General features: G+C 43.1%; 19 protein-coding genes. 8 read left to right on the top strand and 11 right to left on the bottom strand.

Annotated elements, in window-relative coordinates; translation table 11 throughout:
* Positions 1–393: 393 nt before the first annotated feature.
* Both surE and QUB64_RS23200 read right to left on the bottom strand, forming a co-directional pair.
* Positions 394–1,071 carry a 5'/3'-nucleotidase SurE gene (surE, locus tag QUB64_RS23205; protein WP_333275635.1) on the bottom strand — a complete coding sequence of 226 codons (678 nt, stop codon included), beginning with the start codon at positions 1,069–1,071 and terminating at the stop codon, positions 394–396.
* Positions 1,072–1,080: 9 nt separating this feature from the next.
* The gene (locus QUB64_RS23200) at positions 1,081–1,458 is read right to left on the bottom strand and encodes a hypothetical protein (RefSeq protein WP_333325650.1); all 378 of its coding nucleotides are present in this window, start codon (positions 1,456–1,458) and stop codon (positions 1,081–1,083) included.
* Positions 1,459–2,050: 592 nt separating this feature from the next.
* On the opposite strand from QUB64_RS23200, the gene QUB64_RS23195 reads away from it, so the two are divergent.
* The 3 genes from QUB64_RS23195 (at position 2,051) to QUB64_RS23185 (ending at position 11,390) form a co-directional block, all read left to right on the top strand.
* On the top strand, positions 2,051–3,964 hold the full coding sequence (locus QUB64_RS23195) for a carotenoid oxygenase family protein (protein ID WP_333275639.1): 1,914 nt from the start codon (positions 2,051–2,053) through the stop codon (positions 3,962–3,964).
* 97 nt (positions 3,965–4,061) lie between these two features.
* A complete protein-coding gene (locus QUB64_RS23190; RefSeq protein WP_333275641.1) occupies positions 4,062–9,353 on the top strand; it encodes an AAA family ATPase in 5,292 nt (1,763 codons plus the stop codon).
* Positions 9,354–9,953: 600 nt separating this feature from the next.
* The gene (locus QUB64_RS23185) at positions 9,954–11,390 is read left to right on the top strand and encodes a DUF3370 domain-containing protein (RefSeq protein WP_333275672.1); all 1,437 of its coding nucleotides are present in this window, start codon (positions 9,954–9,956) and stop codon (positions 11,388–11,390) included.
* A 91-nt stretch (positions 11,391–11,481) separates the two neighbouring features.
* On the opposite strand, the gene QUB64_RS23180 is transcribed toward QUB64_RS23185, so the two are convergent.
* The 8 genes from QUB64_RS23180 to QUB64_RS23145 form a co-directional block, all read right to left on the bottom strand.
* Positions 11,482–11,895 (bottom strand): HNH endonuclease, encoded by a 414-nt coding sequence (locus QUB64_RS23180; protein WP_333275643.1) that lies wholly within the window; start codon positions 11,893–11,895, stop codon positions 11,482–11,484.
* Positions 11,896–12,276, bottom strand: coding sequence for a hypothetical protein (locus QUB64_RS23175; protein ID WP_333275645.1), 381 nt, complete (start codon positions 12,274–12,276; stop codon positions 11,896–11,898).
* A 59-nt stretch (positions 12,277–12,335) separates the two neighbouring features.
* Positions 12,336–12,518 (bottom strand): hypothetical protein, encoded by a 183-nt coding sequence (locus QUB64_RS23170; RefSeq protein ID WP_333275647.1) that lies wholly within the window; start codon positions 12,516–12,518, stop codon positions 12,336–12,338.
* 4 nt (positions 12,519–12,522) lie between these two features.
* Positions 12,523–12,747, bottom strand: a complete 225-nt coding sequence (locus QUB64_RS23165) for a hypothetical protein (RefSeq protein ID WP_333275649.1) — start codon at positions 12,745–12,747, stop codon at positions 12,523–12,525.
* Between the two features lie 38 nt (positions 12,748–12,785).
* Entirely contained in the window at positions 12,786–13,079 is a 294-nt protein-coding gene (locus tag QUB64_RS23160; RefSeq protein WP_333275651.1) for a hypothetical protein, read from the bottom strand.
* 79 nt (positions 13,080–13,158) lie between these two features.
* Positions 13,159–13,380 carry a ribbon-helix-helix domain-containing protein gene (locus tag QUB64_RS33050; protein ID WP_369124815.1) on the bottom strand — a complete coding sequence of 74 codons (222 nt, stop codon included), beginning with the start codon at positions 13,378–13,380 and terminating at the stop codon, positions 13,159–13,161.
* A gap of 61 nt (positions 13,381–13,441) precedes the next feature.
* Positions 13,442–13,870, bottom strand: coding sequence for an HNH endonuclease (locus QUB64_RS23150; protein WP_333275655.1), 429 nt, complete (start codon positions 13,868–13,870; stop codon positions 13,442–13,444).
* On the bottom strand, positions 13,867–14,226 hold the full coding sequence (locus tag QUB64_RS23145; RefSeq protein ID WP_333275657.1) for a hypothetical protein: 360 nt from the start codon (positions 14,224–14,226) through the stop codon (positions 13,867–13,869). The genes QUB64_RS23150 and QUB64_RS23145 overlap by 4 nt, the downstream gene beginning before the upstream one ends.
* 153 nt (positions 14,227–14,379) lie before the next feature.
* On the opposite strand from QUB64_RS23145, the gene QUB64_RS23140 reads away from it, so the two are divergent.
* Together QUB64_RS23140 and QUB64_RS23135 are read left to right on the top strand one after the other, a co-directional pair.
* On the top strand, positions 14,380–14,829 hold the full coding sequence (locus QUB64_RS23140) for a hypothetical protein (protein ID WP_333275659.1): 450 nt from the start codon (positions 14,380–14,382) through the stop codon (positions 14,827–14,829).
* 15 nt (positions 14,830–14,844) lie between these two features.
* The gene (locus QUB64_RS23135) at positions 14,845–15,504 is read left to right on the top strand and encodes a hypothetical protein (RefSeq protein WP_333275660.1); all 660 of its coding nucleotides are present in this window, start codon (positions 14,845–14,847) and stop codon (positions 15,502–15,504) included.
* Positions 15,505–15,710: 206 nt separating this feature from the next.
* On the opposite strand, the gene QUB64_RS23130 is transcribed toward QUB64_RS23135, so the two are convergent.
* Positions 15,711–16,238 carry a helix-turn-helix domain-containing protein gene (locus QUB64_RS23130; RefSeq protein WP_333275662.1) on the bottom strand — a complete coding sequence of 176 codons (528 nt, stop codon included), beginning with the start codon at positions 16,236–16,238 and terminating at the stop codon, positions 15,711–15,713.
* A gap of 577 nt (positions 16,239–16,815) precedes the next feature.
* Between QUB64_RS23130 and QUB64_RS23125 the strand changes: the two genes are divergently transcribed.
* From QUB64_RS23125 to QUB64_RS23115, 3 genes are all read left to right on the top strand, one after another.
* Positions 16,816–18,396 (top strand): ABC transporter substrate-binding protein, encoded by a 1,581-nt coding sequence (locus QUB64_RS23125; RefSeq protein WP_333275664.1) that lies wholly within the window; start codon positions 16,816–16,818, stop codon positions 18,394–18,396.
* A gap of 18 nt (positions 18,397–18,414) precedes the next feature.
* Positions 18,415–19,311 (top strand): vWA domain-containing protein, encoded by an 897-nt coding sequence (locus tag QUB64_RS23120; RefSeq protein ID WP_333275666.1) that lies wholly within the window; start codon positions 18,415–18,417, stop codon positions 19,309–19,311.
* Positions 19,312–19,376: 65 nt separating this feature from the next.
* Positions 19,377–21,875, top strand: a complete 2,499-nt coding sequence (locus tag QUB64_RS23115) for a tubulin-like doman-containing protein (protein WP_333275668.1) — start codon at positions 19,377–19,379, stop codon at positions 21,873–21,875.
* Positions 21,876–21,913: the final 38 nt, after the last annotated feature.

The raw sequence follows: 21,913 nt of genomic DNA, 5'->3' as shown, positions 1-21,913 counted from the left end.
CGAAGGACCACAATCATAAAATTGGTTTGATCGTTCGGACTTTAGTCCTCCTCTGATGAGGAATAAAGTCCGAAGGATCAAACCAATTTTATTATGGGTAATTGAGCGAGATGATATTATATTTAGGGTAGATGAAGTGCTCAACCAAAAGTATAATCAAATCTGTTTTTAGCGATGAATAGGAAATATTCCGTCGCGATCGCATTTAACACCGTATTTTAATAAATTGTTGGATAACAATACTCCGGACTGTTTTTTGGACAGCGACTAAAACCCGCATTCTACCGTTAATATTTCACAGAGTGCGGAAGCTGGAACCCTAATTCTACAGTTGGTGATTGAAAACTGTCCGGACTATTGGGATAAAAAATATAGATCGATCGCCAAATAGGATCACAGCGAGATCTCAGTCACAGCAATATTACCGCCAAAACAGACATCAACATCAGTCCCCGGCGCTCGAACGCGCGAGCCATACTCTCCCACATAATAAAAGTATTCTCCCTCTTGGCGGTAAACCACAGGCAGCGGCTGAGTTGAAGGCTGGCAAAACACTATTTCCGGTTCCGCACTTCCCGGTGCTAAATGCGGAAAATTCACATTCCAGAAACACCCCGGCTTTGATTCCCGACTCAACAAATCGGCCAACACTCGCGATGTCCAGCGAGTCGCGACATCCCAGTCAATTTCCAGCGGCCTTTTAATTCTATGGGAAATTGCGATGCCAGGAATACCGTGCATCGCTGCTTCCCGCACCGCAGCCACCGTACCGGAAATGTACACGTCAACGCCCAAATTGCCGCCGGCGTTAATCCCGGAAAGCACCAAATCCGGCTGGGGACAAACGTGATTGAGAGCAATCCGCACGCAGTCTGCCGGTGTTCCTCCTACAGCATATTCGACGGACGATCGGCGATCGACATGAATCGGACTGTGAGCCGTCACCTGATGCCCGCAGCCGGACAATTGTCCTTGAGGGGCAACCACAATCGTCTTGCCCTCTACAGCCTGCAAAAGTGCCTGAATCCCCGGAGCATCGATGCCGTCGTCGTTGGTTAAAATTATTGTCATTATGAAGATTCAACTTTTATTACAAGATTTTTTGCTCAAAATACGGTTGTTTTTATACACCTCTAAAGTTCCAGAGTTCGGGCTATCCAACGTGCCATCCCACACCCAATATTCATAATTGTCCTTCCGAAACTTATAGACTTTCACACCTTCTGTCGCTTTCACAGTTCCTTTACCCAAATTTAAATTACCCTTGGAGCTAGTGGCACGATATAGCAGTTCGCGGGAAGTTTTTTTCTGCCAAATATTGATGTTATAACCGCCTTGACATTTTGTACTGAGAATGAGTTCGGCAGTAGAATCAGCAGAGGCTTTTAAGGAAAAATTAGCTAACACACAGATTGGCAGAGCCAAAAGTAACGCGGATTTTGCAAGTAGTTTTTTCATGTTTTCCTTAGGGTTCAAATTGTGTGTTTTTTTCAAACTTCTACCCTATCCCAAATGTGAGTTATTGATCCGCTCTAAATTACTAAATTACTTAAAATGGCGATCGCTCACGAATCAGCGCGCCACATTTTAGCCCAGTCGCACCTTGATATGTCAGCTAAAGGGACTTGTTAGGCTTGCCCCAGTGCAGCATTCATGACATCAGTGTCGATGTCAACCTCTGAGCGTATAATTTTTTCCTCGGCTCTCCCGGATGCTTGGTGTTAAAAGTAGCAAATGATACCAAGTATCTAAGGCTGAACGTTGAAATTCTCGATCGTGCTAAATTATTAGCTTGCGTTATCACCATAAGTACGAGAGAGCCGATAATAAGTTAATGTGATTCAAATTGCGCTTTGACGCAGGGGATGGCAGAATTGAGCTGAAATCTTTATCAAAGATAGTATCTAAGTTACAGTCCTCATTTCCCATTCATAAATCAAATACTCATCTACACTGTTACCATTATTACATTTTAACTCAGGAGAGCTACATGAGCCAACCAACTCAGAGCAACACCAAAGCAGGCTGTCCCCCAGTTCCCCAGTCGATTATGACCGCCAGTCGGGAAGAACTAGATAACGTCGAACTGGAGATTTTTGAAGGCCACTTACCAGACGACGTACAGGGTCACATCTTTTTCGTTGGGCCAGTGGGCACCGTGGAATCAGGCGGTCTCCCCTTTAAAGACGGAGACTCATTCTTAAATGGCGACGGCATGGTTTACCGACTTGATTTCGCTCAAAAAGGTCAAGTAACTGTGAAGACACAAATTGCCAAGCCGCTAGATTACTATTTTGACGAGGCAACTAAGGGCACTAAGTTGGGATTTCGCAATCATGGCATCTTAAGGTTTTCCTTAATTCTGGGCGCTCGCAATGAGTTGAATACAGCGTTTCTGCCGGTAAAATTCTCTCAAGACGAATCTGAGCGACTGCTAGTAACTTATGACGCGGGTCGTCCTTATGAAATTAATACAGATACCCTTGAGGTGAGGACTCCAGTCGGGTCAAATCAAGAGTGGCGCCCTGAAATTAATCTGCCCTATCTCTTTCCACCCATTTTTAGTACCGCACATCCTGCATTTGATACTTACACCCACGAGATGTTTGCGGTCAATTACGGCAGATCGTTAGAAAATTTTATTGATACCATTCCTTTCCTTGAGGAAGTAGACAAACTTTTTCCAGAAGTCCGTCAATTTTGGGAACAATTTAAAGGTTTAGAAGATTTCGTCTATCTGATTCGTTGGGATGGCGTAAATCCTTTAGAGCGGTGGACGCTTGTCAACCCCGATGGTTCGCCCGTCAGCATTAAGCAAACTATCCATCAGATTGGAGTAACCAAAGATTATGTGGTTCTGATGGATACATCCTTCAGTACTGGACTCGCGCAAATACTCAACAATCCTTTTCCAGACAACAAGGAGCGAGAAAGAATTCTCAGACAGTTGCTGGAAAGTCCGCCATCACCCGATTCTATCCTCTATATTGTGAGCCGCAGTGACCTGGCAAAGGGACAACGCCCTGTTATGAATGAACCGGAAGTTAAAGTTGTCGTGCGGAAAGTGGTGATTCCCCTCGAAGCTGCTCACTTTCTAGTTAACTATGACAATCCTGACGACGAAATTACGCTCCACATCTCTCATATTTGTGCTTGGGATGTTGCTGAATGGCTCCGCACCTATGACATTTCCGCCTATCCCCCTCACGATCCCGTATCTTCTCCCTGGCCTGGGATGGAACTCAATCTGATGGATATCAGCCGCCTGGGACGCTATGTAATTGACGGCAAAAGCCAGGAGGAAACACCCATTAAGTCAAAAGTTATTTCAGATCGAAAGTTCACCTGGGGTCCATCTTTATACACCTATCTTGACAGACTCCCTTCCGGTATGACTCCTGGACAGCTAGATAATATTTACTGGAGTTCTTTTGGACTCTGGAAAGACCTGATGACCCAGTTCATGTGCTACCTCTTCCAGGACTATAAGTATCAGCAAGTGTCACAATCAAATATGTTAAGCCTTGCTGAACAGGGTATACCACCTTGTTTGTTCCGACTGCAAACAAGCTCGATGGAAATTGCCGATCAATACCCGTTTCCTCCTGGCTATATGGTGAGTTCGCCACAGTTTATGCCGCGCCGTGGTAATCAAGGTAGTTCAACAGACGGTTATATTACTTGTAACGTTTTCACACCAGAAAGAAATGAAATCTGGATTTTCAATGCTAATGCTTTGTGGAAGGGAGCAATATGCAAGCTTTACCATGAATCGCTCAACTTTGCATTTACATTGCATACAGCTTGGTTACCGAAAATAGGGTCTAGATTAGCTGAATACAAAATCTCGCTTAAAGAAGATTACGGGGACTTAGCAAAGAACTTCCATTCTCATCCGGAATTCGAGAAAGAGATTCAGGAGTTGTTTGCTAAAGAGTTGTACCCGCGCTTTGAAACCGAGTAAAAACTTAATTTCAGCCAGATTGATTGATAATCTGGCTGAGATTCGGCATCTTTAATGGTTCAGGGTTTGGACAAGAGTTAAACAAGGAAGATAAAAAATGGTTGTCCTTTCACAATATGAAATCATAGAAAAGATTTACGAAGGATTAAGGACAGTTGTATATCGAGGGGAAAAAGACGAGGACAGACAACCAGTTATCATTAAAGTCATCAAAGACGATTATCCTAGTCTTGAACAAATCACCAATTTAAGGCAAGAATTTTTACTGACTCAAAATTTAGATTGTGAAGGAATTGTCAAAACCTACAGCTTAGAAAAATATCAGAATAGTTTGGCTCTAATCTTAGAAGATTTTGGCGGTCAATCACTTGCTAAGTTTATAGCAGCTAATAAACTGTCAATAACCGAGTTTCTAAGAGGCGCAATCGCTATAGCCGAATCTTTGATTTATCTCCATCAAATACCGATTATTCACAAAGATATTAAACCTTCAAATATAATTATCAATCCAGCTACTGGAAAACTGAAACTAACTGACTTTAGTATTGCTTCGCGGTTGGAATTAAAGAGCCAAACAATTAGCAATCTCAACTTGCTAGAAGGGACTCTCGCTTATCTATCTCCCGAACAAACGGGAAGGATGAATCGAGCAATTGACTACCGCACCGACTTCTATTCGTTGGGAGCAACTTTCTATGAAATGCTAACCAACCAGTTGCCATTTACTACCACCGATCCGATGGAGTTGGTTTACTGTCATATTGCCAAACAACCTGTCCCACCCAAAGAGGTAGCAGAAATTCCCCAAGCAGTTTCAGATATTGTGATGAAACTGTTAGCAAAAAATGCTGAAGACCGATATCAAAGTGCTGCGGGATTAAAATTTGACCTGGAAACTTGTTTGCAGCAATTGCAGACTAATGGTCAGATAGAAAACTTTCCCATCGGTCAACGCGATCGCGGCAACCAATTACTCATTCCCCAGAAGCTTTATGGCAGAGAAACCGAAGTCCAAACCCTTCTAGATGCCTTTGAGCGAGTCAGCCTCGGTGCCACCGAGATGATGTTGGTTTCCGGTTATTCCGGGATTGGTAAAACTTCAATTGTCAATGAAGTTCATAAACCAATTGTAGCAGCAAGGGGGTATTTTATTGCGGGTAAATTTGACCAATTTAAGCGCAATATTCCCTATGCAGCTTTAATCCAAGCATTTCAAGAATTAGTTCGTCAGCTATTAACCGAAAGTTCCGAACAGATTGCTGTTTGGAAAGAAAACTTATTAAAAGCGCTAGATACTAACAGTCAAGTTATTATTGATGTTATCCCCGAAGTCGAATTAATTATCGGTAAACAGCCTGAAGTTTCTCAACTAGGGTCATCGGAATCACAAAACAGATTTAATCGGGTATTTCAACAATTTATTCGAGTTTTTTGTCAACCAGAACATCCGCTAGTCATCTTCCTCGACGATTTACAGTGGGCAGATTCGGCATCTCTAAAGTTAATCCAACTCTTGGTAACCGATCCCGATAACAAATATTTGTTGACGATTGGAGCTTATCGAGATAACGAAGTCAGTCCCGTTCATCCTTTAATTCAGACAATAGAAAAAATTCAAGAAACTGAAACGGTGGTGAATAATATCACCATTCAAGCGCTGGCTTTGGATAGCGTCAACCAATTAATCGCCGACACTTTCGATGCCAGCGTAAACTTAGACAAAATTAAAGTTTTTGCTAAATTACTTTTTAATAAAACCCAAGGCAATCCGTTTTTCTTAACGCAGCTACTCAAAACCCTGTACTCGGAAAATCTGCTGGTTTATCAAGTAGATACAGACCGCTGGGAGTGGAATATTCAACAAATCCAAGCAATTGGCATCGCAGATTTCAATATTGTTGAACTGATTGCCCGAAATATTCGCAAACTCCCAGAAACAACCCAGAAAGCATTAAAACTAGCGGCTTGTATCGGCAACCAATTTAACTTAGAAGTTTTATCAATAGTCAACGAAGAATCAAACTTAACGACTGCTGCTCATTTGTGGGAAGCAATGCAAGCTGGTTTGATTCTGCCGCTGTCTGAAAATTACAAAATTCCTCTAGTATTGGCCCAGGAAGAGTTGGCCTCTGTACGGGATATCAAAGTTGAATACAAATTTTTGCACGATCGAGTGCAGCAAGCAGCCTATTCTTTGATTCCAGAATCGGAGAAAAAAGCCACTCACCTGAAAATTGGTCAACTGTTGCTGAATAATACAACACCTCAAGAGCGAAAAGATAATATCTTTGCTTTGGTTAACCAACTGAATTTTGGGACAGATTTACTAACTACTCAGTCAGAAAAAGATGAGCTAGCTGAATTAAACCTGATCGCCGGACAGAAAGCAAAGGCAGCGACTGCGTATGAAGTCGCTGTTAATTATTTGAATGTAGGTTTGGATCTCCTGAGTCAAGATAGCTGGGAAAGTCGATACGAGCTGACATTTGCTCTGTATCTGGAAGCGACGGAAGCCGAATATCTCAATGCTAATTTAGAAATAGCCAAAATTTTATGCGATCGCGCTCTGCAAACTGCCAAAACCACCCTCGAAAAAGTCAAATTATACGATCTAAAAATTAGATTTGACATTGCTAAAAACCAGATTCAATCTGCGTTAGATACGGGGCTGCAAGTTCTAGAAATGCTAGGAGTGTCCCTATATGAATCAGCTCCGCAAAACTTAAATTTTGAGGAGTTAACTAACCTGCCAAGAATGACCGATCCCTACAAGCTAGCGGCAATGCAAATTTTAATTCTTATATGGCCTCCTGCTTGTTTTGGATCGAGCGTGTTCGCGCTACCGATTCTATATACTATGATTAAAATCTCTATTCAGTACGGGAATTCGTCCGTTTCTATTTATGCCTATGCTACTTATGGTTCGCTCATATCTTGGCTAATACCAGATATAGATTCTGCCTATCAACTTGGTCAAATATCTTTGCAGTTATTGGAGCGGTTAAAGGCAAAAGAGTTTTTATCTAAAGTATTCGTTAGTATTTTTATAAGTAGTCACCATCTAAAAAAGCCTCTAGTAACCACTATAGAACCCCTGCTGCAAGCAATTAATAGCGGCTTAGAAGTGGGTGATATAGAATATGCTTGTCATGCTGCTGATTACTACTGTTCGCATCTATTTTTTAAGGGAGAACATCTCGATTACGTGCAAGAGCGACAAAAACACTATAGCGATTTAACAGCTAAGCTTTCCCAAGAACATCAGCTTTATCTGATCGAAATCATTGGTCAATTAGTGGCAAATCTTATGGGTCAAGCAGACAATAAATTGCTATTAGTTGGCGATCGGTTAAATGAAAAAGAAATAATTGTATATTTTCAAAGTATTAATAATACAATTGCCTTATTTAGAGTATTTTTTGCTAAAACCATGCTTTGCTATTTATTTAAAGATTATGCAATAGCTATAGAGCATGGTGTTACGGGAGTCAATTATTCAACAATGCTCCACAGTAACTTTAGCTTTACCGAACATATTTTTTACTATTCTTTGGCTCTTTTAGCTCAGTATTTTCAGGAAACTGAGGAAAAGCAGCAACAATACTTGAAGCAAGTAGAAGAAAATCAACAAAAGATGAAATATTGGGCGCAACATTGCCCAATGAATTACCAGCATAAGTATGACTTAGTAGAAGCAGAAAAATCCCGCGTATTGGGGCAATCTTTCTCAGCAATGGAATATTACGACCAGGCGATAGATGGAGCCAAGGAAAATGGATATGTGCAGGATGAAGCCCTGGCTAATGAACTAGCAGCAGAATTTTATTTAGCTTTAGGTCGTCAGAAACTAGCACGTACCTATCTAATTGACGCTTACTATGCTTACATCCGCTGGGGAGCGAACGCAAAAGTTAAGGATTTAGAAGAGCGCCATGCTGAATTACTCGCACCTATTGTCGGTAGGAAAAAGAGCCTTCCGAGTGGAATAAACGAAACGATTGTTCAGACCAGAACCACTGTCACTTCTACCAGTTCAGGTGCTGCAAAAGATCTGGATTTATCAACAATTATTAAAGCCTCCCAAGCGCTCTCAGGTAAAGTTCATCTGGATGAATTGCTCTCGAATTTGATGCAAGTTTTGCTGGAAAACGCCGGAGCAGAAAAGTTTTATTTCATCATACCTGACCCAGCAGGCGAGTGGAAAATTGAAGCTCAATGTACGGGTGAACGATGTCAATTAATATCCAAGTCAGCGACTGAAAATCAAGTGATTCCTATCTCGCTGGTTAATTATGTAGAACGCACGCAAGAAACTCTTGCGATTGATGATGCAACGACTGAAACCAGGTTTGCCTCTGACCCGTATATTATTCAGCAGCGACCTAAATCTATCTTGTGTAGCCCCCTGATTAATCAAGGTAAGTTGGTAGGCATCTTATACCTAGAAAATAATTTAACAGCGGGGGCTTTTACGCGCGATCGCTTAGAAGTCCTCAACATCATTTCCGCCCAAGCTGCGATCTCCATCGAAAATGCCCGTCTCTATCAAACTTTAGAAGAAAAGGTGCAAGAACGCACTGCCCAACTCGCCCAAGCAAACCAGGAAATTAGCGGACTCAATGACAAACTTAAAGCCGAAAACCTCCGCCTCAGTGCCGAACTAGAAGTCACCAAACGACTGCAACAAATGATTTTGCCCAAACAATCAGAACTAGATAAAATTAAAGGATTAGAAATAGCTGGATATATGCAACCTGCCGATGAAGTTGGTGGCGACTACTACGACGTGCTAACCCAAAATGATCGGGTGAAAATTAGTATCGGCGATGTTACGGGACATGGTTTAGAAAGTGGCGTATTAATGATTATGGCGCAAACCGCCGTCCGCACTCTCCAACAAATGAACGAAACCGATCCGGTGAAGTTTCTTGATGTGTTAAACCGCACCCTTTATGCCAATATCGAGCGCATCGACTCGTCTAAAAACATGACCTTGGCTTTGTTAGATTATCAAGACAGTAACCTTACCCTCAGCGGTCAACATGAAGAAATAATTGTAGTCCGTACTGATGGTAACATCGAACGGATCGATACAATGGATCTCGGTTTTCCTGTGGGATTAGAGGAAGATATTGCTGATTTTGTTTCCCAAGTTCAAGTGCATCTTAATCCAGGGGATGTAGTAGTGCTTTACACTGATGGAATTACCGAAGCTGTAAATATAAATAAAGTGTATTACGGCATAGAAAGATTGTGCCAAGTGACCCAAGAAAATCGCCACAAAACGGCTGAAGAAATTCGACAAGCAGTAATCGATAATCTGCGGCAACATATTGACAAACATAAAGTTTTTGACGACATTACGTTGGTAGTCCTAAAACAGAAATAACGCAAGTTGGTAATGGGTAATTGGTAATTGATAATTGGTAAATTGTTTGAGCGTCCGACGATCGCAACCGAGTTCACGCCCAACAATTTTAGAAATGGTGCGCGGGATCAGGAAAGTGCGATCGCAAGCTGGGCGCCACGCCTGTGCTAATACTATTTATCTAAAATTGTGCAACACTCGAAGACCCCCCCTAGCCCAATACGGTTTACTTAAGACTGATCCCCCCTAACCCCCCGAACCAAGGGGAGTAGGGGGTGGGACAAGAGAGTCCTTAAAGTCCCCCTTCTTAAGGGGGATGCGAGGGGGATCTCCGGGTATAAGGAATCTTAAGTGAACCGTATTGCCCCCTAGCCCCCCCGGGCTTCGGGGGGGGACAAGAATTTTGACCCCCCCCTAGCCCCCCCGGGCTTCGGGGGGGAACAAGAATACTGTTATTTCGTTGAAAATTGGTATAAATTGGGCGATCGGCGAATTTACCCGAAACATCCACCTAAAATCCAAAAATCCCCAAAAACATCAACCAACTTATGGTAAAGTTTTGTGTCGATTGCTTTGCGTCAAGGCAATCTTCTGCAAGTTCAGTTAAACGCGCTCACAGCTATGTTTCTTTGGCCAACTCTACCCTTAGCTCAAGCAATCCCGAAACCTCCGAGCCAACAAGTCATCCAAATCCAGCGAGAAGTCCCGCTACCGGAAAACGAACTGGATTTACCACCACAACCGCAGACAACCGCCCCGCTGAACACTGTCATGGTGCCCCAGCAAGTGCGCGTTTTGCCCGGAAAACTCGACAGCATCCCCGTTTTCAACAGCAACAGCCCCGAAGTTGTACAAACCGAAGGCATTTTGCTCTCCACATTTCCCGAGGAAGCCAAACAAGTACCTTCTGCACACTTAAACTTTGCCTTCAACGGCCGATTTGACATCTTCGCCCACCACATCGCCAAGGCAAAAAATCGCGACCAAACTCGCACCTTATTTCAAGGCATAATTGTTCACAATCCCAACTCGGAACCTGTTACTTTAAATATCCTGCAAGGAGCGACTTATTTAACTCGGCCGGATGCTTTGTTTGTCGATTTGCCGTCGTATTTAGAAAATCGATTCGGTACTGTGTTTGCGGGGCCTGGCAGCCGCATCACCAGCGATGTGTTGCGGGGGCACAGACAAGCCATTTTGCCGGCTGCGATCGAGATTCCGGCTCTGCAGAGCCGAATGCTGATGAATTTGCCGATACCTGTGGGGACTGTGACGCCTGCTTCCAACGGGCGATCGACCTTGATGCGAATGTCGAGCAGCAATTCGGTTTATGTTGCTTCTTTGGCAATGTTTGCTCCCCAAACTAAAGATGGCATCGAACAATATCCGACATTAGAACAGTGGGAAAATATTTTAACTACCAAAGGTTTAGCGGGGCCGAGAGATTTAGCACCAACTCCCACAGGCGAAAACCCCGAGCAAAAAATTTACGGGCGCGTCTCGGGAGTAGCGGAAGGTTCTCAATGGCAAGCTAAAATTACTGACAGTTCGAGAACTGATTATTTAACCATTCCCAAACGCGGCGAAGAATTTTCCTATGCCTTGAGCACTACGGATACGGGTACTTTTGGCACGGGTCAAATTCAAAGTGCTAAAATGTTAGCGCGCTATCCCGATACTGCTTATTTTGCTCACGGCAATTACGGAATTCAATACAGTTTGAGTTTTCCGCTTTATAACAAATCTCGCGATTTTCAATCTGTGAGTATTAAGATGCAAACACCGATTAAGGCAAATACAGAATCGGCGGGATTGATGTTTTACGATCCTCCCGAAAATCGGATATTTTTCCGAGGTACGGTGCGGGTAATGTTTAATGATGATGGGGGGAAGACTTTGACGCGCTACATTCACATCGTGCAGCGCCGGGGACAGCAGGGTGAACCTTTGGTGAATGTGAACATGAAGCCGGGGGAAAAGCGTTTGGTGCAGGTGGATTTTCTGTATCCGCCGGATGCGACGCCGCCGCAAGTGCTGACAGTGCGATCGAGTAATTAGTTGATTGTTGAGGGTTGACTGTTGAAAGTTTCTAAATTGCGATCGCCTCTGATGATTCTCATAATTTAAATAGCATTGTTCTGAGCCTTATTTATGGATACCGTCGTCGATCGATCAAAACTTGACGCTCAAGTATGCGATTTGGAGCATTGATTTTGAGTAATCTTGCAGTAGCTTGACCAATCTGAGTGATGCCTGCTATTCTGGCATCATTCAGAACAAAATGTTCGTCCCATACCTGACGGCGTGGATTAAATAAAGGGACAATTTCGTCATTTACTGGGTCTATAGTAGCTAAATCAGAACCTTTGTGGCGGTTACAAGATAGACAAGAAAAAGCGAGATTTTCAGCACGGGTTTTACCTCCGTGTTTTAAAGCAACGATCTGGTCTACTTCATGGCTGTAGATTGAAACATCTTGATGAATCTGACAATATTCACAGTGTCCAGAAGCTCTTTCAATAACTAATCTGCGGAGTTCCGCAGAAATGGAAGTAGAAGTCATTTATCCAATTTCCGAATAGGCTCTTGCTTTTAGTAAAATCATCAGATGTTCTAGCTGCTCGTAAACATCTAATTCTGCTATTTCCATTTCATTTAGGGTCGATTCGCGGTTTTTGTCAAGCAAAATTTGCAGGCGTGTCTGAGCCTGTTGTGAAACCTTGAAATTAACAATCTCTTGTGGAATTGGACTCTTTATCAAAAAATCTAGAACTTCTTGATAAACTGCGGGAATATCGCCACTATGAGTGTTGATTTCCGGCTCGATAGTTGTGGGATTTTTCGTTATTTCTAGAATTTGCCAAAGCAATTCTGGCAATCGATTTTGCAAAGGTTCTAGACGTTGAGCCAATTCGTCGGGAATTTGAAGGGTAATTGTTGCCATTTTTTTTACTCACTGACGCTCTAATCTAATCCTAGCACAATAGACGATGGGAATTAGAATTATACAGTGTCGTTATTGGATAGCGGTGGAATTTCATCAGCAGTTAAAGTCACGATTTTACCGTCACGCCAGATACTAATTGATTGTCCCAGTCTGCGGTGCTTTTCTATTGCTTCGGCAATTGCTGCTTTGACACCTGCGTCAATGCGATCGGATAATTTGACAAACTTTTCTTGAGTCATGTTACTAATTTATAATACGATTCCAAGTTTCACTGTCAGAGATGAGGGTTCCCTCTTCTGCACTACCTTCAGCAATTATTCGGATAGTATCTCTAGAATTATCATAGACTATCCAGCGATCGCACAATGGTAAATATAATGAAGTTAAGTTTCTGCGTCCGCGATCGTATCGCCTGCGGATGACATCTTCTGGAATAGAATGTCCGCCACTTTCGACCCTACGCTGCACCCGTTCAATTGCGAGTTCTGGAGATTGTTCATGGGGGCCTAGAAACCGGGTTTTTTACCGAATCTACTGGCTGAAACGCATATTTTCGTAAAAACCCGGTTTCTTTGGTTGGAGTGCGTAATTCCTAAAGAGTCTGATAAAGTTCGCAGTCTTTGTATCATTAAGCGTCCTGCGAGGATGGCGACTGACTCTGGATTGAATTGAGACATTCCGGCGGCGATCGCATCTGCATTCACATATTCAAAACATTCTAAGAAATAGGGTAATAATCTCAGAGAGACGGTAGTTTTTCCTGAACCGTTAGGCCCGCCTATAATGTAAAGATTCGGCATAATTGCAGTTCAACTTTTATTCATACTCTTCTAACTCAAATTTAATAAATCGCAAGCATTAGCGGTTACTGGTTGGCAATTATACCGATCGAGCTTGGTGAAATTTGGCTTTGATTTGAGCGATCGCCGTTTCACCATCCACTCCTTCACCGCGATCGAGTTGTGCGGCGGCGATGTCGATTTTGGCGCAAACTTCTTCTACCCAGCGATCGTATCGATCGCGTTTTTCCAGAAGTCGCAGCGCGTCAGCAATGATTTCAGTAACGTTGGTATAGCGCCCGCTGGCGAGTTGGGCGAGTATGAGTTATTCTTGTTCGGGGGTGAGGGTGATACTCATAGGTAAAGATTAGGTTGGCTAGCGATTAATCGGGTATTGTTAACGATCGAGTTTTGCTCAATAGCTTGCGTTGAGTCAGGCATTCTGCACGATTAACTTGCAATAAATACACACTTACTCGACCGATCGCAGTTAGAGGTTCGATCGTACCACTTTCAGTTTGAAGTTGAAAATGGTCTGCCCAACGATCTTTTCGAGGGTTGTAAAGTCGAACCACTTCACGTGTTTCTGGATCGATCGAAGCAATGTCGCTGCCTTTATTTTTGTTACAAAGCGAGCAAGACAAAGCCAGATTGCTTTCAACTGTTTCGCCCCTGTGTTTTTCTGCGATGATATGGTCTACTTGATGAGACGAGAGGGCGAGTTTTTCTGGAATTAAACAATATTCGCAGCATCCGTTGGCGCGATCGCATACCGTTCGTCGCAGACTAGCTGAAACGTAGGTTTTACTCATGCAGCCTCGCTCAATTTCAGCAGGGCTTGCGCTTTGGCAATGCGTACTAAATGTTCTACAAATTCGTATTGCTGCCACAAACGCTGCTCGATCGGCGTGAGTCCTTCTGTGCGATTTTTCTCTAATAAATTATCGATTTCCGCTTGCAGAGACTCGGACAAATGCAGGGCTAATATTTCTTGTGGTGATGGTAAACTTGCTATAAATTCTAAGAGCTGCCTGAGTCCAGAAAATCCGTTTGCTGGATTGGCTTCGACTTCCCTCAATCCCAGCATCAAAATTTGTGGTAACTCATCTTTGAGAGGCTCTAGCCGCAGTGCTAGTTCGTCGGGAATTTGAAGGTTAATTGTTGCCATTTTTTTTAGTTACTGACACTATCATTGAATAATAGCACGATCGAAGTATGATTCGCGATCGCCCTAGGTCTCGGCTGTTTATTTTAAGCTAGAATTAATTAAGTGTTGTTTTTCCGTTGGGTTTGCGTTAGAATATAATAAGGAGGTTAAACTATGCAAAGTACAAATAAAAAATTTAGGTTGCAAAATGGTGCAAGCTGGACATCGTTTGAAAAGTTTCGTTTAAAGGGCGCAGAAGCACTAAGTTCGATCGCGAATGGTGTCATTGCTACTCTTCAAACAAAAACAGGACAGTACCGTATTATTGAGGAACGCGATTTTCAAGCAATGTATGGACTAGCCCGTGATGTCGAGAGGCTGAGGGGAGGATTGCGTGTTGTGGTTTTGGCTGTACGTGCGGCACAAAAACACCCCGATCCAGAGAATCTCAATCTACTTGCGGAAGCGGTTGCGATGCTGGGAGATTTACCCGAGCTTCCCAGTCGCAATAGTTTCGATCGATTAGTTCCAGAGAATTTTGATTTGGATGAGGATGATGAAGTGATGCTCGATCCCGATGAAATCGATCGTCTGAAAGCAATCGGAGAGTGCGATCGACAATAGGATAGAGAGAGGGTGATGGCTGCTGCAAATAATGAGCCTAACAATCTGGCAACTCTTGAAAATCAGCTACGCGAACTTTCTCACGACGATCGAGTTTTCACAATTATTCAAGACTTTGCCACTCGACTCGGTAAGACAAAATACCGTCAGAAAGTTTTCGGGGCCGAGGGAGCACTGGTGCGTCAGCCAATTGAGTATGGGGATATGTTAGCAAGAGGTTTGATTGGGGACGATGATGATGCTTTCGCTCTTTTGCAGGGAGATATTGTTAGTAGTGATGCTGGTTACTTCATGGGAGAACGCATTACTAACATGAAGTTTGCTGTCGCAAGCTCAACCTGTGACCTTGTTCGGGGTCGCCGCGATTATGCGTCGCTGCTGCGATTGCAACCAATTTTTTCTGACGATCCTGATGCAAAACAACTCCTTGGTGAACTGCTAAAGTTCAAATCGACTAAGCGAATGTATCTTCCACCATTACCAGGGGACTCTCGCAATGTAGTGGCCAATGCTGTAGTATTTGATGGAATTATACAGATACGTCTTGATGATTTGCTGTTAGCAACGCGGCACGCCAGCCTAAGTCTTGTCGGCTGGAGAATATTTGGTTCTCTTGTTCGGACAATTATGGTGCGAGCAGGCGCTAGTGAAACAGAAATGAGAGCGAAAGCCTAACGGCAACGTGGAATGTAGGATAATTTTTCAGGGGATTTTTACAACAGTGAGGTAGAAAATTTTATCAGTGTAAAAACTTACCAATTCTAAATTTATTTTGGCGTAAAAATTCAGAGTGCGATCGCCCTACGTCTCGGCTGTCACCTGGGCGATCGCAAGTTTTCGCTGCTTTACTCAACTGTGCTGGCTGGCGTTGCAGCCACAGCCTAATTAGTATTGTCGTTGTTTAAGTCAAAGTTTTGTATTGAGAGTTCTGAATCTGGTGAGGTCGGTATTCGCAAGTTTATCAAAAATACTATTTGATTGTTATCTATATTTATATTGGTTACATTAACAATACAATTTTCGGGTAATAAATCTTTGACTGGGAATTTAGCAGACGACTGAGTTTTATATCCAGCATCCTCAAGCCATTCAGCAATATTTCTCCAGTTTTCTATCTTTTCAATGCCTTTACCCACAAAGGCTTTAACGTATTTATAAATAGAGGCACACAGGTCAGTTTCAACACCCTTGGGATTCTTTTGCAGCTTTTCGGCGATTTCAGCGGGACTGTAGCCGCAAAGCAACCCCCGCAGGTGGAGCTTTTCGACGGGGGTGAGAGGCTTTCCCTTAACGGCGGCCAAGTCTGCGTACAGGGTTTTTAAGTCCCAGCGGCTTTCTGCTTCGACGAAGCGATCGTTTGTGGATGCCATAAATAGGTGTGTGTGAAGTTCCTGATGGAAGTCTAACATAATTCCTGATGTATGTCAGTTTACGACCAGTGTTATTTAGCTTAATATACTTGAAAGCTCAACTGTAAACCGTGCAATTTACAAGTCAAAAAGTTTGTGGCTGGGCTTTTGAGTGATTACTGATGGCAGTTAGCGACCCGACAGGGGAGTAGGGCTGAATTTTGGTAAATTTCTCGCTTTGACTCTAGTTTCGGGTGCGATCGGTAATTTTTTTAATTTATTTTCTGGGTTTTTGCATAATTTTCTGAATTTGCCCAGATATATAAACAGGAGGCTGCAACAGGCGCTGTTGGGAAGCATCTTAATTTTCTGGGTTTTTGCATAATTTTTTGGATTTTCCCAGATATATAAGTAGGAGGCTGCGACAGGCGCTGTTGGGAAGCATCTTGTGTTTGTGAGTGCGATCGATAGCTAAGGATATTTGTAAACTTTTGTAACTAATCCAGCAACTTTTGCAAAAAAGTTAGGCTTCTAGCCTGATAGACAAATAGAGGCAATTGATGCGAACTCGGATTTTATCATTTTTATTTCTTAACTCGCTTTCTCTGTCAGTAAACAAGACAAAGGTTTAGCAAGCATGGCTGACGATCCTAATGGTCCTTGGGAATGCACAGGCAATCCACCAGGGTCACACACAAAAATAGAAAATTACGGAGATACCTGCCTTCTGTGTTCCAAACATCGTCCTGGCTTAAAACCTCCTAATGGTAAGGGAGGGATCGAAGGAATTCCCTGGCGTGCGATCGCAGCAGCCGTTGTGTTGGCTGTTTTGGGGATTGCAGTTTGGCTGTGGATATCTAAACCGCGTCCAAAACCAGAAGAAGTAGTTCAGAGTGCTTCACCGACGACATCACCGACAGCATCACCGACAACCACACCCCCACCTGTCTCACTTCCAGCATCAGCACCCGAACGTTATAGCAACGGAGAACGTCGCCTATTTCTCGGCAAACCAAATGCTGATGGCGATCGAGGTACTCAAGCGTTTAAAGCTTCTAATTACAGCCAAGCCAGCGAATTTTTTGAAAAGGCCGCGCAGGGCGATCGCAATTCTCCAGAACTCCAAATTTATTTCAACAACGCCAAAGCGCGCCTAGCAGCTTCTCCTTTCGCGTTAGCAGTAGTTGTACCAGTGGAAGGAGGTACAGCCTCAGCAGAGGAAATGTTGCGAGGTGTGGCAGATGCTCAAACTAAATTTAATGATGCCGGAGGATTAGACAAGCGGTTGCTAGAAATTTTCATTGCCAACGACGGTAACGACCCTCCTATATCTGCTGGAGTTGCCCAAGAATTAGCAAAAAATTCCAACATTTTAGGCGTTATCGGGCACAATGCCAGCGATGCCAGCAAAGCAGCCTTGGTTGAGTATGAAAAAGCTGGCATCCCAATGGTATCTCCTACGAGTACCAGTACCACTTTATCAGGCAGCAACTTCTTCAGGACAGTGCCTTCTGACGCTGTATCTGGTAGAAAATTAGCTGACTATGCTTGGAATACTTTACGAATAGATAAAGTAGCAATTTTTTACAATCCCAAAAGTACCTACAGCAGTAGTTTACAGCAAGCATTTGAAGCAAATTTCAAACAGCCTGGAGGTATTGTTGTACGGTCAATTGACATGAGCAACCCAGCTTTCAAACCACAGGACGAAATTAAGGCACTTCAGGGCCAAGTCAATGCAATTGTTTTGTTACCAAATACGCAGTTTACTACTGTTGCCATTGCCTTGGCCGTAGCCAACAGTCAACTGCCAGCAGGACAGCAGATGAAGCTATTAGGTGGTGATGCTTTGTATACTTCAACAACTTTGACATCAGGGGGAAATGCTGTGGAAGGTTTAATTTTAGCTGTACCTTGGTTTGCTCAAACACCTTACGCACAAACAGCGGAAAAGAGATGGCTGGGACAGGTTAGCTGGCGCACTGCTACTAGCTTTGATGCAACTCAGGCTTTGATTAAAGCCCTGTCTAGCAGTCCTTCTCGATCGACAGTGCTTCAGAATCTCAAATCTATCAATATTTCGCCGGCTGAGACTTCAGGTTCGGTACTAATGTTTGAACAAACTGGCGATCGGCTTGGCGAACCAATTTTAGTTCAAACCACCAAAGGTAGCGGTGGTCCGTCAGGTACTCCATTTACTTTTAAACCCATTCAATAATAGGAGGTTGGGCAGTCTATGACATTACATACCAATCAACCTCCTTGGCGCTATGCAATTTTCCAGTTTTTTGCTGGCTTAACTGCATTGTTTCTACTCTTAGGATTGTTAACTACGCAGTTAGGTTGGTTTCCTCAGTTGGTTTCAGTTCAGATTGCCCTCGACCTCAGCGGTAGTACCTACCAGAACGACATTAAACTTTTTCGATCGCAGGGAAGTATTATGCAGCAAGAAATTGATGCTGTCAAAGCTTATGTAGACAAAAACGCTAGCTTGCCCAAACCCAACTTATTATCTCTATCTGGTTTTGCCGACAAAGTAGTGCCAATCACCTCCAATTTCTCTAGCAACAGAGACGAAATTTACCAAGCGATCGAGCGAGTTATTCAACCGTCTATCGCACAGCAGCTAGGGGGAGGAACCAACATTAGTTTAGCCGTAGAAAACGGATTATCTCAGTTAAATACCCAGAAAGCAAGATGCCAACAAATGTTAGTCATCACAGATGGAGTATTTGAGATTGACACTCAGAAAGTATCAGAAGCTAGTAAAAATGGCGTTAAATTAAACTTTTTAGTGGTCGGCCAACCCCTGACTTCAAAAATAGATACGTGGGCACGAAAAACAGGTGGTATAGCTTTTTCAGCTAGCCCAAGCAATATCTCGCAATTACTAGCAGGTCAGGTATTTAACCGATTCAATACCAGCCCATTAATTCCAATATTTCTGGGTTTGGCTTGGATGTCATTTATGTGGATGATGCTGCTGCCAATAGATAGGTTCCTTGAAAAATATCTAAGGATTCGTGTTGACATATCAGGTCAAATAGCCCTATTTAACGCTGCTTTTTGGACTTTGGCAACTCCGGCATTATTGTTACTAGCAGGATTAGTCAACCCGTTTCATCAGTGTTAGATTACGAAACTTAATTCCCAGAGCCAAATTTTTTAGAGTTAATTACTGATTTTGAGGACAATTTTATGCCAATTGCACAAGAAGAACTCCGAACAATTGTTCCTACACTGATTATTGGGGTAGGGGGTACAGGACTTGAAGTAATTGCCAGACTTCGCCGATTAGTAACTGAGTCCTATGGTAGCTTGGATAAATTGCCTATCCTTGGATTTCTCCACATTGATACAGATCAAAGCTACAAAATTTCCAATCCCGTAATGGCGGGGCCACCTCTAGAAGCATCTGAAAAGTATTGGTCGCGAGTCAAATTAGAAGATGCTGAAGAAATTACTAATTCTCCTAATAGCTATTCCTGGTTTCATGAATGGCTTCCCCCTGAACTCATCTCAAAGCCAGGCCTTTTAGCCAGTGAAGAAGGAGCAGGTCAGATTCGTGCTTGCGGTCGATTCTCTTTCTTTTTTAACCGTGACAGAATTCGAGAAAAGTGTGCAGAAGCAAGGCGCAGAATTCAGGGTCACGAGCAAACCATGATTGGAAATTACAATCTGACAGTTCAACCTAAACTCAATATCTTCGTAATTGGTTCCATCTCAGGCGGTACTGGTAGCGGAATGTTAATCGATTTGGGATACTCGCTGCGGGAATGGTTCAGAGGGGAAAATGGTTTAGAAACAACAGCAATTATTCCTTCTACCGATGCCTTTTCTGGCATCGCTTCGGGGTTGCGAATCAAAGAAAATGGTTATGCTGCTTTGATGGAGTTCAATTATTTCTCTGACACTAATACCACTTATAGTGTACTATATGGCCCCACGGAAAATTCCCGATTAGAAGAGCGCCGTCCTCCCTATGATTATACTTACATCGTCGGTACTAACAATGAGCTGGTGACGTTAAAGGCGGATACAGTTCGGGAGATGATGGCTCAGAATATCTTTCTAGACTTAGTTTCTGATTACTCGCCCTATAAGCGTTCAATTCGGGATAATACTAAGCGCCTAATCGGCGGAAGAAATGACCAACCAATCAACAACAAAGCCGAACCTTTGGGTCGCAGCTATCCCCTAAATTTTATGAGTTTCGGGATAGCTAGTATCGAAATTCCTATTCATCAAATTCGCAACTACCTATCTGCGTTATTAGCTGCTGACTTGTACAAATGGTGGCTAAATTCTGAAGTGCTACTACCTAGTGATATGGAACTAGATATTGAGCGAGAGTTGAAAGCGATTAAATTGCTAAATAGGGAGCTAAGAGCCGAGATTTTACTTGCTCAGGACGGTCGTCCCTATCAACAGATTATTCAGCAATGGTTGAAAAGTGTAACTGAAGAAATTATCAAGGAAAATCGGCTCCAGTGTACTTCCCAGTTGCCAAACCCTCCTTTTTTCGCAGAAGAAACAGGGAAAATTTTGGAGTTTATTGACGGCTATCTCCAACCGAAAGTGGAACAATACCGTTTGGATCATTTACGTAACGATCAAAAGAGACGAGGTGAGTTTATCCAGCGGATGTATAATAACGAGAATCAGTTCGTTAATTCTGCTGCTATCGCTCTCCAAGAAAAACTTTATTCCTATCTGGTAGACCGCGACCGAGGGCCTAATTTTCTTAAAGTTATGCTGGAGCTAATAGAATGTAATTTCAATACTCAAATCGAACAGTTAGAGCGGGAAGCTGAAAAAACGTGGGAAGTAGTCGAAAAAGTTGGACTTGATGAGTATGCTGCTGCACTCTCTAAAATTAATGAATTCCGCACTCGCTGGATGGCGACTAAACAAGACTGGATAAATAAGCAATGCGATGAAGCTTTCAAAGGTTTAGGAAAATCGCTGCAAGCTGGTTTAGAGCGGGAGTCCCGGCTAATTGCTGCTAAAGTTTTGCGTAGCCTTTTGGGTACTGTGAATCAATTGAAGAGTCAATTAAACCGCTGGATTATGCGTATGGAGCAATCAGAAGCTAAGTTTCGAGAGTATGCAAAACAAGAGGCAAACCAAGTAGATGCTCTTGAATTTGTTGGCTTGAAGCTATTTCAGCCACAGGAGCTAAACGAACTGTATGCCGACTTTATAGCAATTACTGGTGGCCGAGATGTGCTGTCCCAGCAAATGACTGAGCAAGTTTTGGCTCGCAGCAACCAGAGCAAGTTTTGGAGTCAATCACCCCATGCAGCGACTACATTTCGCTTGTTAGATGTACAAAAAATAGCGGAGGTTCAGTATTCAGAGTTGGAGGAAGTTGTAGATAAGACAACCGGGCGATTTATTAAGGAAGCGCCACCCCAAAGCAGGCTTTACTCGGATATGGATGCTTGCACTCGTTTTATGAAGTTGTATCCTGAAGAACGCGAACAGCAAACTCAGATTGAGTTGCTATTTAATCGCTCTAAACCTTTGGTACGTCTTGACAGAAATATACCCTTGGGCAGGTTTGATTACATTACTATTCCCCAAGCTGGCGTCATCGGTGGAGAGAATGCGAGCGAACCAGCAGCCCAGCGCCAAGTAAGAATTCTGCAAAGATATTTTACCGAAATTATTGGGTCTAAAGCCCCGTCCTTCTAGGACGGCTTTTTCTTAGTGAGCGACCGTATAAACTCTCT

This window comes from Microcoleus sp. Aus8_D2 (genome assembly GCF_036702665.1).
GTDB lineage: Bacteria > Cyanobacteriota > Cyanobacteriia > Cyanobacteriales > Microcoleaceae > Microcoleus.
Note: the sequence above shows the minus strand (reverse complement) of the source record. Positions and strands in the feature narration are given on the sequence as shown.